The following is a 13,291-nucleotide window of genomic DNA, read 5'->3' as shown; positions in this document are numbered from 1 at the left end:
CCGCATCCCGGGAGCTCTGCTCCAGAGGTGACAGCACCGCGGTCATGGCGCTGGGCCTGGTCAGTGGCTCGCAGAGGGGGGCCAGATTTCGTGTCGCATCTGGACCAGTTTTCGCTGTCGCCTGACAAGCAGCGGACATCCGCGGGAACTTGGCGGATTGGATGGCCTCATTGAAGGAACGACGTTAGTCCGAGGTCGTCGTAGCCGAGGATTTCCTCGGGCGTCCGGTTGTCCTTCCGCGGTCGCGCTGCACGACGCAGGGCGATCTCATCGAGGCGATCGGCCTCTGGGTTGCGGATGTTCAGCGCCACCTGGTCTGCGTGTAGACAACCGACACTCAGTGCGGACGCCCCCTGGGCTGTTCGGCCTGCCCTAGGCGTGGCTATGGGTGCCGGTGGGTTCTGTGGGCGGATCCGGCGTTCTGTACAGGCTGTACAGGTCTGGGATCTGGCCGGGCGGACAGGGTCGGTCTCGCTCAGTTCTCCGCTTCGAGCCGTGCACGTTGCCAACTGCGGCCGTCGGCAAAGCGACGACGATGTCCATCACGCCCGTGCGCTCGTTGATGCCATCCGGGCTGTGACGCGTTGGCGGATGTCTGGAGCTTACGGCTGCTGTTGGGAGGGCAGGGGTTCAAGGAGATAGGGCTTGATGACTGATCGAACAGCCCGCTTCAAGGCGGTCTTTGTCAGGGGCTTGCCAATGGTCTGTCGTAGCAGCCACCTGAAGAAGCCAGAGCGCCGCTTCGCATCAATCGGATCTAGATACTTGCTGTTGAAGAAGTCGACCAGTGAATCGACACGTGCATATAACTGATTGGCAATCTCCTCGCGGCGTTCTGGAGCAACCTGGACCATGAGATGGCGAAGCTCCTCTCCGTGATCGCGCGTGCTGCGTCCATGCGCGTCTTCGTAGATTCTTGGCTTAGCCAACTCGGCATACTTCTCACGAACGTCTTTCCAGATCTCTGTTTCATACTCTCCATAGCCCTGCGGCATCAGTTCTTGGTCGCGGGTACGTGTCCGGTGAGATAGAGGCCTTGGGGGTGAGTCTGCTCCTTGCTCCTTGTCCACTGGCCAATCGATCTCTGGCATCGTTGCATCGAGGGACATGAAATCGTTAATCAGGTGATCGAAGCTGCCATTGCGTAGCTTCTGGCGGGCATTCCGCCGGCCCATGTTGTAGTCGTGAGCTCGGAAGTCGTACTCCAGAAAGCCAGCAAATGCTGAAAAGGTATCCCCGATCAGAGAGGCCTCGGTGGCCGTCACGGTGAGGAGCTTTCCGGTGAGGCCTTCGGTGACCCATTGTTGAAAGCGTGATTGGCCAAAGATGGCACTGACGAGCCCAGTAGCCATGGCGATCAGATCATCCTCCTTGTTGAAGAATGGATCGGCATCAATCGTGCGCTTGCCGGGGGCTACGAAAAGGTAGCTGCGATCGGCATCGGCATGCCCTGCATCAAGGACTTCCGTCAGATTGGCGGCCATCCCTACGGGCTCGTTTTCAAAAACGCCACCATCGGTATAGAGATAATTACCACCATAGAGTTTATCGCCGGAGGTGGATTTGATGCTGCTGTCCCTGGTGGCCATCATGCTCTGTTTTGAGCCACCGCTACGGACGATGCGACGGGCCCGGAAGGCAAAGGGAAAGGCTCCTGAAGACAGGGCCATCTCCCGAAGGATTCCCCAGCTGCAAGTGTTGTGCATGGGCTTCCACACCACCTTTCGACCCCTCATCTGTGGCTCCATTTCGGTGAGCTGGATGGCCTGCCCGTGCTGCAGGCGGCAGACGAACTGATCCTTGTAGCGGGAGTAGGCAAAGGATTCGTTGCTCCCCGAGCCAGGAATCTCCTGCTTGTAGCCATTCAGATTGGACATCGCAAAACCAACCTGCAGAGACTTCGCTGCTGCCGGATGGGGATCCAGGGCAAGGCCTGGCTCATCGGGAATCGATTGGCTGCCGATATCATCGATGACCGCAGAGCTCAGCAGGGAATACCGATGCTCATCAGGGTGCACCTTTAGAAGTTCATCGATGGATACATTCTTCACCCAGGCATCGAACAGAGGATTGCCTTCGTAGGGATGCCGCAATCTAGTTCCACCGAAATACAACTGTTGGCTGAGGATGGCGGCGGTCATGGCCCCTGCGGAGGCTCCTGTGATGACATCAATCTCCACACGGTCTGGATGGTCGCTACCGACAGACTCGTTGTGCAGAGCGATGGCCTCCAGCAACTCGTACATCACACCCGCCTCATAGCTCCCAAGCGAAACGGCTCCGGAGATCACGATGGCGAGCTTCCGAGGCATAGGCTTCTGCGTCATCGGAGTGATTCAGATCCGTTAACCTTGTGAGGTTGATGAGTGGATGTCAAGTGCGAGGATCACCTTGTGAGCGCGCGCTACAGCATTCTCAAGCTATTGCGATCCGCAGGTGGCCAACCCCGGCATCAGGCGGCAGATGGGCTGGTGCAATGGCGCGTCCGGCGGCAGCCAGGGTGAGCAGGGTGGCCGACAGCAACAGGGCCTGCTGATGATCGCCCGCGACAGCGCGGCGATAGAAGGGAATTGCAGCGGCCGGCTCGCCGCCGCTGCGCAGCAGCTCAGCCATGCCGAGCACGGCGGCGAACTGGTCGGGCTGGCGCTGGAGGATGGCCTCCAGAATCCGCCGGGCTTCGGCGTGCTCGCCGAGCTGGCGCAGGCAGCGGGCGGAGGCGGCCTGCAGGTTGGCGTCGTCCGGGGCGTGGCTCAGGGCCTGGCGGAAGAGGTGGAGGGCGGCGGCAAAGCGGCCCTGGCATAGGCGGCTTCCTCCTCCTGGATCCAGTCGGCCACGTTGTCCGCCGGCGGTCGCGAGGACGGTGGGGCCATGGTGGCATGACTCTCAGGCACCCTGGGACGCATTGAGACGCTGGCTTGTTAGGCCAGGCATCAGGCGGCAGAGGGGCTGTGGTGTAGGGGCGCTCCTGGCGGTAGTCAGAGGGGTAAGGCGCCCCGAAACGGGGAGACGGGAGCCACCGGAGTGGATCATGGGCAGGGTCGTGCCACAGCGAGGTGGCGTCCATGGCCTCTTCTCCCTAGGCTGCCTCAATGACTGGCGAAGCAGCCTTGGCGCAGGTCGGAATCCGCCCGCAGCTGATGCCCAGTGAGAGGGTGCTCGCACTGCACGATCTTCATCGCACGTACAGCAGTTTCAGCGAGTTTCAGCCGGAACTGGCCGAGCTGCTTCAGCAGGGGAAACTGCTGGACGAGTCTGTTGCGGTGACCCAGATGCTGGGATTTCTTGAACCCCTCACGGGCGAACATATCCCGCCGGAGGCCCTTCAGATTCAGGGGCCCAACTACCGCGAATCTTTGGTGGCGAACGGGTTGCTGAGCCGGAATCGGGCGGTGCTTCGTGTATTGGAGGCGACTTGCGGCTCCTTGGAAGCCCTGGCGCAGCTGGACGTGTATGTAGTGGAGGCGTTGAGTTCTTTTGCTCTGTGGATGCGGCGACACCTTGGAGCCCCCAGGCTCACCTGCAGCGAGTTCCTGGAAGATGCGGAACTGGCCACCAGCGAGGTTCTGCACCAGGACCTCTGCGCCCTGACCTTCCCCGAATCCAGGTTTGATGTCGTCCTTTGCAACGAGCTGTTCGAGCATGTGCCTCAGCTGGAGTTGGCCTTCCGAGAGATCGCCCGGGTCCTGCGGCCAGGAGGGCGGCTGGTGGCCACCTGCCCATTGGCTTTCGGGCAGCTGGATTCGATCCTGAAAGCGCGATACGACCCGGTGACCCATCAGACGGAGCTGCTTGGGGACCCTGAGCGGCATGGAGATCCGATCCGGCCAGTGGGCGGCTCTCTCGTCTACCGCATTCCTGGGTGGGACGTTCTCGATCAACTGCGTGCCGCGGGCTTCGCTGCGGTGCAGATGCATCACATTGCCAGCTGGAAGCATGGCGTGCTGGGATCGGATCTACCTGGTGTGCTGGTGATCGAAGCGAAGCGGTAGATCACCCGCCCTGATCATCCTGTGTTGATTGACACATCTTTCCAGTCGGTTCTGGGGTCGGAACATTTCATCAAAGCTTCATCAGGCTGCCATGCCCATCACGGGGATGCGAGGTCTTTGGGGATTATATTCTCTTGGCATCCATCCGGTCCACCATTGGATTGCGCTTGACTTTGACCGTTCATTCTCTAGATCGGAAGTCACTGCAGATCAAGCTTCTGCACAATCCGGAATCCCAGAGCGACTGGGATCGTCTGGCCGCCTATGCAGGAGGTCATCGGGCTACGGGTCGTCCCGCTGATCCAGCTTCGGAAGGCGACACTGACATCGCTGGAAAGCCATCCCCACCGAGTGCCGACCCTGACCCTGACCCTTCCTCCCAGCTCCCGCCCACGGGTGGCTTTGTTGAGCCCGGCATCGAGCAACTGAGTTCCGAGGCCCTGTTCCGGCGGGCCAAGCAGCTGGTGGATGGGGAGCGTTTCGGCGAGGCCATCGAGCTGACGAATCGCTGGCTGGCCGCCACAACGGAGGAATCGTCGGACCCGATGCTGGCGTTCATCCGAGCCCACGCCCACCGGCAGAGCGGGCGAACGGAAGAGGCGCTTGAGATTCTGCGCCCGTATCGGGACCAGGCCAGCAACCCCTGGATCCCCTTTGAGCTTGGGTTGATCCACAAGGCCCTGGGACAGGCGGAAGAGGCTTACCTGTGCTTCCGCGAGGCCAAGGGCCTCCAGCCTGATTTCACCTGGGCCTCGATCGAGGCCAGTCGCACCACGGTGGATGGCAACGTTCCCCTCGGCCGTCTTGATGCGATCACGGCCCAGGCGTGTGACACGGGCGCCCCCGTGGATGTGCATCTCGATCGCAGCCTGCGCTGCGGTTCCCTGCTGCTGTTGATCGGCTGGTGTCGGGAAGCCTTCCCCAGCGGCAGCCTGTTCCGGCTGAGCGATCCGCTCATGCCTGGTGCCCATGCCGTCGGATCGGGTACGTTCTATCACCGGCCTGACGTGTGCCAGGCCCTGGCTCTGCCGGAGCACCAGCGGCATGGCTTTGCCACTCTGATTGACTGTTCCGGCTTCCGGCGTTGGTCGGAACTCGGCCGGTTGGTGTTGATCGTGGAGCCAGAGGGCGAAGACAAGGCACGTCCGACCTCCGCGGAACTCTGCCTGGCGGAGGTACCGGAAGAAACCAGTGCGCCGCGCTTCTTCGAAGCCGCACTGGGCGTGTTTCGGGTGTCGATCGACAGTGGCAACCGCTGGCCGGATTCCCTGAGGCTGTTCACCCCGCAGACCGTCGTGGAAGCGTCGGGATTGTTCGCCCGGCACGTGGCCGCCGAGCGCAGCGATGTGGAGGTGCACTGGCTGACGCGCACCCCGCTGGCACGGCCACCAGTGGCGTCGGTGATTTTCGTGCAGCTGGGTTCCTTCCTGGCGGCTAAGCCGGCCATCCTGCAGTTGGCGAAATGTGGCTTGCCTTTGGAGCTGATCGTGGTGAACAACTCCCCCGAGCTCTTTTCGGAAACGTTCCACATTCTCGATCGGTTTGCCGATATCCGCAGCGGGTTACGAATCGGCATCCTCAACCGGGCCACGAATCTCGGCTTCTCGGCCGGGTGCAATCTCGGTGCCGCGCATGCCACAGGCGAATGCCTGCTGTTCCACAACAATGATCTGTTTGCCGACTCGGTGGCCGACTACCATCTTTTGATCCGGCGAGCCATGAGCGAACCGAATGCCATCCACAGTGCCTTTCAGTATTTCACAGACGGGACCCTGATGCAGGAGGGCCTCACCGCCACCCGACTCACAACGGCAAAGTCTGGAGCCATTCCCCTGTTCAATGGCTTTTCCGTGGGCCGTAACCAGACCCGGGCTGATGTGATCGCCTGTTCCGGTTCGCTGATGGCCATGAGTGCGCCATTGTTTCATCACCTAGGTGGTTTCAGTGAAGAGATCATCTATGCCCATTTCGAGGATTTCGATCTTTGCCTGAGGGCTCGCCAGGAGGGTATTCCTGTGCGGGTATGGGATGACATCAAGTTCTATCACGCAGAGGGCACGGGTTCTGTTGCCCCTTATCACCTGAGCGGGACGACCAGCCATGTGAATCGGCTGCTGTTTTCCCTGAAGTGGCGGCGAGAGCTGGAAGCCATGGATCTGCCCGTGGAGTATTCCCTATGAGCCAGTACGACCTGGTGATCCTGAGCCTGTTCCATCCCAAGGTGGTGCATGGCGGTGCACAGCAGTGCGCCTATGATCTGTTTTTGAATCTGCGCAAGTACTCCAATCTGCGTGTGTGCTTCATCGGCGCCACCTCTCCCCAGACAAACCTGCGCACCAAGGCTTCGGCCTATCTGCGCAAGGTGCCCGGAGCAGAAGACGAATACTATTTTTTCACCGGCGAGTACGACTACTTCTGGCATAATTGCGTCGATTCACGGGCGATCAAGGATCTCACCCTGTTCTTGCGCAGGCTTGAGCCACGCTCGGTGTTTCTTTCGCATTACATGCACATCGGCATCGATCTGCTGGGGCTGTTGCGTTTTGCCTTGCCAGAGGTGCACATCAGCGTGGGATTGCATGAAATGCTGTTCGCCTGCCTGGCTGATGGCCAGATGGTGAAGAAGACGAACGGTGGACTGTGCAGCAAGGCCGAGCCGGAGCTCTGCGCCATGTGCTTTCCCCACATCACCGCTGATACGTTCATGGCCCGACACAAATACAACGTGGATCTGCTGGAGATGGCCAACAGCTACATCGTCCCTGCCAGGCATCTCGGCGGCGTGCTGGTGAAGGAGATGGGCGTTGATCCACAGCGTGTCCACGTGATCAACCATCCCATTGATCTGGATCGCTACCCGGCGCCCGAGCCGGAGCCCACGAGGTTGAAGGCCATCCGTTTCGGTTTCTTCGGTCAGTTCGTCGACAACAAAGGAATCCACGTGCTGCTGAAGGCCGGTGATCTTCTCAACCGCAGCCAGCCCCTCAGGCCCTTTCAGATCGTCATCAATGGCGGTAATAAGAACTTCGCCTCCGGTGAGTATCAGCGCAAGGTGGAAGGGCTGATCAGCGACAGCCACGCCTGGGAGCATGGGGAGGTGGTGGAGTTGGGAGGCTACACGCACGATGAACTCATCCGACGCATGGCCGGCATTGATGTGGTGGTAGTCCCTTCCACCTGGCCGGAGGTTTTCGGGCTGGTGGTGACCGAGGCCTTTGCCTGCTATAAGCCGGTGATTGCGGCCTTCATCGGGGGGCTGGCGGAGCGCGTACAGCACGGTGTCGATGGCTATAACTTCGTGGCCAGAGATGCTGCTGATCTTGCGGCAAAAATGGCATTATTTCTGGAGATGGAACAGGATAAGTATCTGGAGATGGCTCATGCTGCGCATCAGACTGCCAGCCGGCTCAGTCCGAAGCGGGCGCTGGAGAGTTACTTCAAAGCTCTCTCGATCGGAGAAGCAGCATGATTCATATCACTGTGGCTGCTCCTATGGGCATCGACTCAGTCTTTTTTAGTTTCATTGAGCGATTGGCTATGGTGAATGGCCATGCCTGTGTGGATCCACCTGCCCAGCAGTTGGATGATGTGGAGCCAAGAGAGTGGATTGACGAGATGATAAGGAGTACTAAGCACTATTTTTTGATTGGTTATCGTTACCCACCTCTTTACTGGAAAACGCTTGTTGAGCAGGCAGGTACTGTTTGTCTCTTGGCTGATCCGAATGGAGTCGCTCGGCAGGTAGAGCAGATCAGGCTTAAGCAGCTGGATTCTGGTCTTGACCTTGATACTTCGGCAAGCATTCAACTTGTGCGTCATGCCATAGACGCTTCTATTGAGCTGGCCGAATGGTCTTTCGCCGACGATAGATCAAGCCGTTGGATTGTTGCTCCTGCGGCTTCGTTTCTTCGTCACCCCAGAGAAGGCTTTACTCGTCTTGAGCACTTTTATCGCAATGCTGGTGTGGCCATTCCAGAGTCATGTGCAAACCAATTTAGTGAGGAAGCACTACCTCATCTGAACTCTGGCTATAGTCCAGCCCACGAAACAGTTTCTGAGATTCGCAAGCTCCTTACGATGGGGAATGCCACTCCTAGGAGACTTCAGGCAGTCTCGGCTCTGTTTTACGACTATGGCTAGTGGAATATAGGGAATACTTTGTTTCCGCATCGAATCAGCGGCGCAGTGCAAGTGAGTTGGTTTGATGCCATCCGGCGTATGGGAGGTTTGCTTTATGGTCTTGCTGCTTCATAGTGCATTTCATAGTATGATAGCCTCATCTCCTGCACGCTCTATTGCATCATTTAGCTTGGTTTGTTTGATGAACGTCTGCCGCGCTGGTCGATACACGCTGTCATCCTTCTCTGATTTTGCTTGGACAGTTATTCAACTCTTTTCGATGCACTGGAACACGAGCTAAGACAATCAACTCTGCATCTGAAATGGTGACACCTATTCTGCATTCTGATTCCTACAATGCTTGATCTTCACGGCGTTTCAATTGTTCCGCTCGTCTCTTATGGCAGAAGTGGCTCAACGGTTTTCATGAAGGCGCTGAAGGCGCTAGGTTGCTCAGTACATGGTGGAGCTCCGTATGAAGATCGAACATGCCAAATGGCTCTCCTTAGCCATTTAGCTGGTTTAGGAGGGTTAAGTTCTATTCATGACTCGGCACTTTCTGTTGGCGACGTATTGGCTAAGAATGCCTTCTTTAACTCTCACTTAATCTCTGTAGGTTCATCTCCATTCGTTGAGTTCTTTCCTCACTTCAGTGCCTTTGCAAAGCAGCTTGCCGAGACTGGGACTTCATTAATTGCGGAGAAGTTTATTGGTGTTGATCTTCTTCAGGCAAGCGTGGGTTTTTTACCAAATGGCCAGTTAAGGCCAATCCTTCTTCAGAGGGATCCTAGGGATATCTTTCTGTCAGTTAAAGGTTTCAACGCAAAGCGCGGATATCGCAGTTTTAATGATGTTGGTGATGATGAAATGCTATTTCGCATTATTTGTGCTTTTGCACGTCAGTTGCAGGTCATATCTTCGAACTTGGAGAGCTGCCTTGTCTTCTATGAAGATCTTGTCAAAAGTCCGTCGGTTGTTATTGATTCCATTGCTCGATTCTTGGGAATCGAGTCTAGTGCGGATCTTATTGCAGAAACTGTTTCCGCAATCCAGCCACGAAGCGAATCAGACTTGCAGCATATGACCAGCAATAGTATCTCATCTACGGTCAAGCGTTGGGAGACACAGGCATCGCCAGAGTATCGTGCTATCTTTGAAAAACATGATGACAAGCTATCGAGTATATCCCGTTATGTCTAAAGCTGCGAATGCGTGGCTTCCGTGAGGTGCATTCTGCGACTTTCTTTTGGTTTATCGGAGACACCTCAAATGTGTGTAAGCTTCAAAATCATAGTCTCCTTGGTGCTCTCTGGGGTGCTCTCTGGCAAGCCTGCTAGGCATCTACTTCTTTTGCGCATTCAGTAAGATGTTTCGATGTGAGGCAGTATGGATCGTGGGGATCTGGCGTTCAGGTTCGCCGTAAGCTGCGAATTGCTTTCATGTAGTGCCACGTCATATCATCTAGTTGATGGATTGTCTTTGGGATAAGTCTAGTACTGCCATTCAAATATGTGAAGGATTGGAAAGCCTGCTCAATTGCCGCGAAGATCTACCAACTGCAGTCTGAAGGAGAGCGCCGCGGATGCCATGCGTTCGTTGCCGCTCAACCCGTCGCCAGCGCCAGGAGCCGCTCCGCCAGCCCGTACTTCTCCTGCTGGCGGTTGCAGGCCACCAGCCAGCGATGCCGCCGGTAGAAGGCGATCGAGGCGCCCAGCTGCTCCTCCAGCGTCCAGCTGTTCTCCCAGTCGCGCCGCCCCTCGGCGGCCGCCCACGCCGGCAGGGCGAGCGCCTGGCGCGTCCAGGGCAGGATGGCGTGCCGCTGCCGGCCCAGTTGCTCCACCGGGCTGCCCAGGCCAGGCCGTTCCCCGCCTGGCTCCTGCCCCAGCCGGCCGATCAGATCCTCCAGCAGCTTTTCCAGCACCTGGTTGCTGGGGTGGTTGAACGTGTGGAACAGCGCCATCGGATGGCCTTCCCCGTTGTGGTTCGCCTCCAGCCAGGGGGAGATCCGCAGGTCGCACTCCTGTTCCCGTCGCGCCAGCTCCTGCAGCGAGCGCCGGTGCCAGGCCTGCAGCAGCTCCTCCATCTCCGGGGTGCAGGCCAGCGCCAGGATCTCCTCGGCCTCCAGGCCGCGCTCGGCGGCCGCCATCGCCAGGAAGTCGTGATAGTCGCCCAGGGGAGATTCGCTGGCCAGGCCGGGCAGTTCGCCCCGGTCGTCGTGGGCGTAGCCGATCGTGGGGTGGTAGCCCTCGTAGTGCAGATTCGGCAGCACCACGGCGCCAGCCCCCTCCGGCAACAGGGCTTGCAGGGTGGCCCCATCCAGGCCGATGCCGTCGCGATAGCCCGGTGTGACGCGGTGCATCACCAGCACCTGCGTCTCACCCAGCACCCGGTGCAGCTCCGCCACATCCTCCGCCGTGGCCATGTGCACCGGTGCGCAGTAGTGGAAGCGATGGGACGGCAGGGCCCGCTCCAGCCCCAGAAAGATCGGGTGGCTCTGGCAGTTCCCCACGATCGTGATCAGGCTGTCCGCCGCGGGCCAGGGCGGGGCTCCGGCGCCGGCACCGGGTATCGCCAGAAACGCCTCCCGGTACACCGGCACCCAGTCCGGCAGGGGATCGTGATAGCCCCCCAGCGTCTCGAGCATCTTCAGGGCCGTGGCGCCCAGCTCCTGCCGTTGCAGGGCGGGGGTGTCGTCGTCGCGGCTGGTCAGTTGCCGATGGATCCAGATGGATCCGTAGCGGCAGAACTGCTCATGGTGGATCGCCACCCACTCCGCCTGGGGGGAGCCCTGATCCAGCAGGTGGCCGAACAGCCGTGCGCCCCAGCAGGCCAGGGCAATCGCCTCATCGGGGTCGCTCTCGGCCACCGCCAGCATCTGCTGGTGGCAGGCCAGGCCCAGATCCCTGAGCAGCTCCTGCTCGTCGGCCTCCAGGCTGGCCTCGGAGGCGGTCACCCCGTCCCACACCAGTTCCGCCACCCTGGCCAGGCCCTGGCGCCGCAGGCATTCCCTGGCCAGATCCAGACAGGCGGCCCGATCCCTGGGTGTTTCGGCTGGCAAAGGGGTGTGTGCCATCCAGAGGCTTCGGCCCCTCCGCCCCATCGATCAGGATCGGCCCATCATGGCGGCGACCCACGGGTGCCAGAGTTGCCCGTGCTGCACCGAAGCCATGGGTGACGCCCGCCAGCTCGCGGAGGCCTGCCGGCAGCTGTCATCCCTGGCCGTGCTCGAACCGGCCGAACGCGACCGGTTGCGCCAGCTTGGTGCCGCCGGCCATCAGCGGATGCTGGCCCTGCCCGAGGAGCAGCGCTACGAGGCGATCGCCATCGCCCTCGATGGCGCCCGGCTCTACCGCTGGCTGCAGGACACCAGCCCCGAGGAGCCCGACTGGGTCGCCGTGTTCGAGGAACAGTTCTGCCGCTATGGCGCGCTCTGGATCCAGGACCAGGGCCGATCCGATCCCCATCTGGCCGCACAGGCGCTGCCGCTGATTGATCGCCTGCTGCAGTTCCATCCGGCGCAGCACGACTGGATCCACGCCACCCGCCAGCAGCTGGAGCAGGCCGCTGCCCCCATCCCGCTGGGCTTCTTTGCACCGCCCCCGGCTCCAGCCCCCTTCCCCTGGCCGGAACCCCTCCACACCTACCGGCTCAGCCACCGGCTGGTCAGCAACGCCGTGGTGCTGCCCATCGGCGCCATTGCCGACGGGGAATGGTTCAGCGACTGCCTCCAGTACCTCCCCGCCGGCTGGCCCGAGGCCCCCTGGATCCAGCAGCTCGCCGGCTACCAGCTGCAGCGCGATGGCGACAGCCTCAGCCTCCGCCCCCTGCCCGATCCGGAGCCCGCACCCCTGCGGCTGGAGGGCACCTGGTGCGTTCTCAACGACATCGTCGGCCATCGCAACCTGGGCCACTTCTTCCACGACACCCTCCCCCAGCTGGCGGCCATCCGCCGGCTTTCCAGCGAGCTGGGGCCGTTGAAGCTGCTGGCCTGCCGCGAACGCTTCGCCAACCTCGCCCACCTGCGTCGGTTGCTCTGGCCTGGCGCGGTGCAGTTCCGGGACGAACTGCCGGCCTCCTTCAGCGTCGAGCGGCTCGTGCTCCAGCCGGTGGCCTGCAACGGCGGCAGTGGCTTCCACCCCCATCACCAGCGGGCCTGGACCTTCGCCATCGAGGACTACCGCGACGGCGTGGACCTGCTGCGCCGGGACCTGCATCAGCCCACGCCTCCCTTCGCGCTGCAGGATCACTGGATCTACTTCAGCCGCAATCTGGCGGCCCCCACCGAAGTTCCCCATGGCCGTGACTTCAGCAACCACGCCGAACTGCTCGAGCAGCTCAGCAACCACGGCGTGCTGATCCTCGACCCGGGATTCCACGACATCCGCGCCCTCCATGGCCTGATCAGCCGGGCCCGGGGCTTCCTCGGCATTCACGGGGCCGGCCTGGCCAATGCCCTGCTCGCGCCGGACGGCACCCCGGTGATCGAAATCCGCCCCCACGGCGGCGCCTGGCTGATGCTGGAACTGGCGGGCCGCTCCGCCGGCCTCGACTGGCAGGTGCTCAACTGCGCCGCCGATCCAGCCGTGCCAGGGCGCAGCGTGCTGCCCATTCAGGACCTGCTCGAGCGGCTCCGGTAGGCGCCTCAGCTCCGCACCCAGATGCAGCGACCCACGCGCTGCAGATGGGCTTCCAGTTCCTGGGAAATCTCCCGGCGCAAGGCCACATCCACTTGCCAGGGCAGCAGCAGCTCATCGATCGCCGCCATCAGCCGCAGCCGGTCCCGATGGCTGAGCTCGCGCCCCTCCAGGCAGAGGTCAATGTCGGATCCTTCGCGGTGACGTCCCATCGCCCGGGAGCCGAACAGCCACACGGCCTCCAGGTGGCCCTGGCTGTCGAACACCTGCTGCAGCCGCTGCTGGACCCGTTCAGGGATGCCGGGGATTGATCCCAACGCCACAGCCCCGCACCCAGTCGGTCACACCGCCCGGCCGGTCGATCAGCTCGATGCCCTCGGCGGCCAGTTCGCTGCGGATCCGGTCGGCGGTGGCGAAATCCTTCGCTGCCTTGGCGGCCCGTCGCGCTTCGATCCGTTCCTGGATCGCCACCCCATCGGCCGCCCCAGCCGCGGGCTCGGTGGCCGTCTCCGCCTCCAGGCCCAGCACCCCAGCCAGCTCGCCCAGCAG

General features: G+C 60.8%; 11 protein-coding genes and 1 pseudogene. 6 read left to right on the top strand and 6 right to left on the bottom strand.

Translation table 11 applies throughout. The features are described 5' to 3' along the window. Positions 1–167 precede the first annotated feature (167 nt). The 3 genes from VB737_RS02450 to VB737_RS02440 form a co-directional block, all read right to left on the bottom strand. Entirely contained in the window at positions 168–311 is a 144-nt protein-coding gene (locus VB737_RS02450; protein WP_323243075.1) for a hypothetical protein, read from the bottom strand. Positions 312–602: 291 nt separating this feature from the next. After that, complete coding sequence (locus VB737_RS02445) at positions 603–2,327, bottom strand: patatin-like phospholipase family protein (RefSeq protein WP_323243074.1); 1,725 nt, start codon at positions 2,325–2,327, stop codon at positions 603–605. An 88-nt stretch (positions 2,328–2,415) separates the two neighbouring features. After that, complete coding sequence (locus VB737_RS02440) at positions 2,416–2,754, bottom strand: tetratricopeptide repeat protein (RefSeq protein ID WP_500310830.1); 339 nt, start codon at positions 2,752–2,754, stop codon at positions 2,416–2,418. A gap of 353 nt (positions 2,755–3,107) precedes the next feature. Here VB737_RS02440 and VB737_RS02435 point away from each other — a divergent pair, with 353 nt between their 5' ends. From VB737_RS02435 to VB737_RS02415, 5 genes are all read left to right on the top strand, one after another. Further along, positions 3,108–3,989, top strand: coding sequence for a class I SAM-dependent methyltransferase (locus tag VB737_RS02435; protein ID WP_323243072.1), 882 nt, complete (start codon positions 3,108–3,110; stop codon positions 3,987–3,989). Positions 3,990–4,156: 167 nt separating this feature from the next. After that, complete coding sequence (locus tag VB737_RS02430; RefSeq protein WP_500310827.1) at positions 4,157–6,169, top strand: glycosyltransferase; 2,013 nt, start codon at positions 4,157–4,159, stop codon at positions 6,167–6,169. After that, a complete protein-coding gene (locus tag VB737_RS02425) occupies positions 6,166–7,458 on the top strand; it encodes a glycosyltransferase (RefSeq protein WP_500310826.1) in 1,293 nt (430 codons plus the stop codon). Before VB737_RS02430 ends, VB737_RS02425 begins: the two co-directional genes overlap by 4 nt. Further along, positions 7,455–8,129: a hypothetical protein gene (locus VB737_RS02420; RefSeq protein ID WP_323243069.1), complete on the top strand. Its 675-nt coding sequence runs from the start codon at positions 7,455–7,457 to the stop codon at positions 8,127–8,129. Before VB737_RS02425 ends, VB737_RS02420 begins: the two co-directional genes overlap by 4 nt. Before the next feature lie 336 nt (positions 8,130–8,465). Further along, entirely contained in the window at positions 8,466–9,308 is an 843-nt protein-coding gene (locus VB737_RS02415) for a sulfotransferase domain-containing protein (RefSeq protein WP_323243068.1), read from the top strand. A gap of 403 nt (positions 9,309–9,711) precedes the next feature. Here the strand turns inward: VB737_RS02415 and VB737_RS02410 are convergent, their stop codons facing one another. After that, a complete protein-coding gene (locus VB737_RS02410) occupies positions 9,712–11,181 on the bottom strand; it encodes a WcbI family polysaccharide biosynthesis putative acetyltransferase (protein ID WP_500310824.1) in 1,470 nt (489 codons plus the stop codon). 94 nt (positions 11,182–11,275) lie between these two features. On the opposite strand from VB737_RS02410, the gene VB737_RS02405 reads away from it, so the two are divergent. Continuing rightward, the gene (locus VB737_RS02405; RefSeq protein WP_500310822.1) at positions 11,276–12,745 is read left to right on the top strand and encodes a glycosyltransferase 61 family protein; all 1,470 of its coding nucleotides are present in this window, start codon (positions 11,276–11,278) and stop codon (positions 12,743–12,745) included. A gap of 5 nt (positions 12,746–12,750) precedes the next feature. Here VB737_RS02405 and VB737_RS02400 read toward each other — a convergent pair whose 3' ends face one another. Next, positions 12,751–13,059 (bottom strand): nucleotidyltransferase domain-containing protein, encoded by a 309-nt coding sequence (locus VB737_RS02400; RefSeq protein ID WP_323243065.1) that lies wholly within the window; start codon positions 13,057–13,059, stop codon positions 12,751–12,753. Next, positions 13,034–13,291 (bottom strand): annotated as a pseudogene (locus VB737_RS02395) (hypothetical protein); the annotation flags it as partial. The gene VB737_RS02400 and the pseudogene VB737_RS02395, both read right to left, overlap by 26 nt.

Origin of the sequence: Synechococcus sp. BA-120 BA3 (genome assembly GCF_034931285.1) — a bacterium.
GTDB lineage: Bacteria > Cyanobacteriota > Cyanobacteriia > PCC-6307 > Cyanobiaceae > Cyanobium.
The sequence above is the reverse complement of the archived record's forward strand: the minus strand, read 5'-3'. Positions and strand labels throughout refer to the sequence as shown.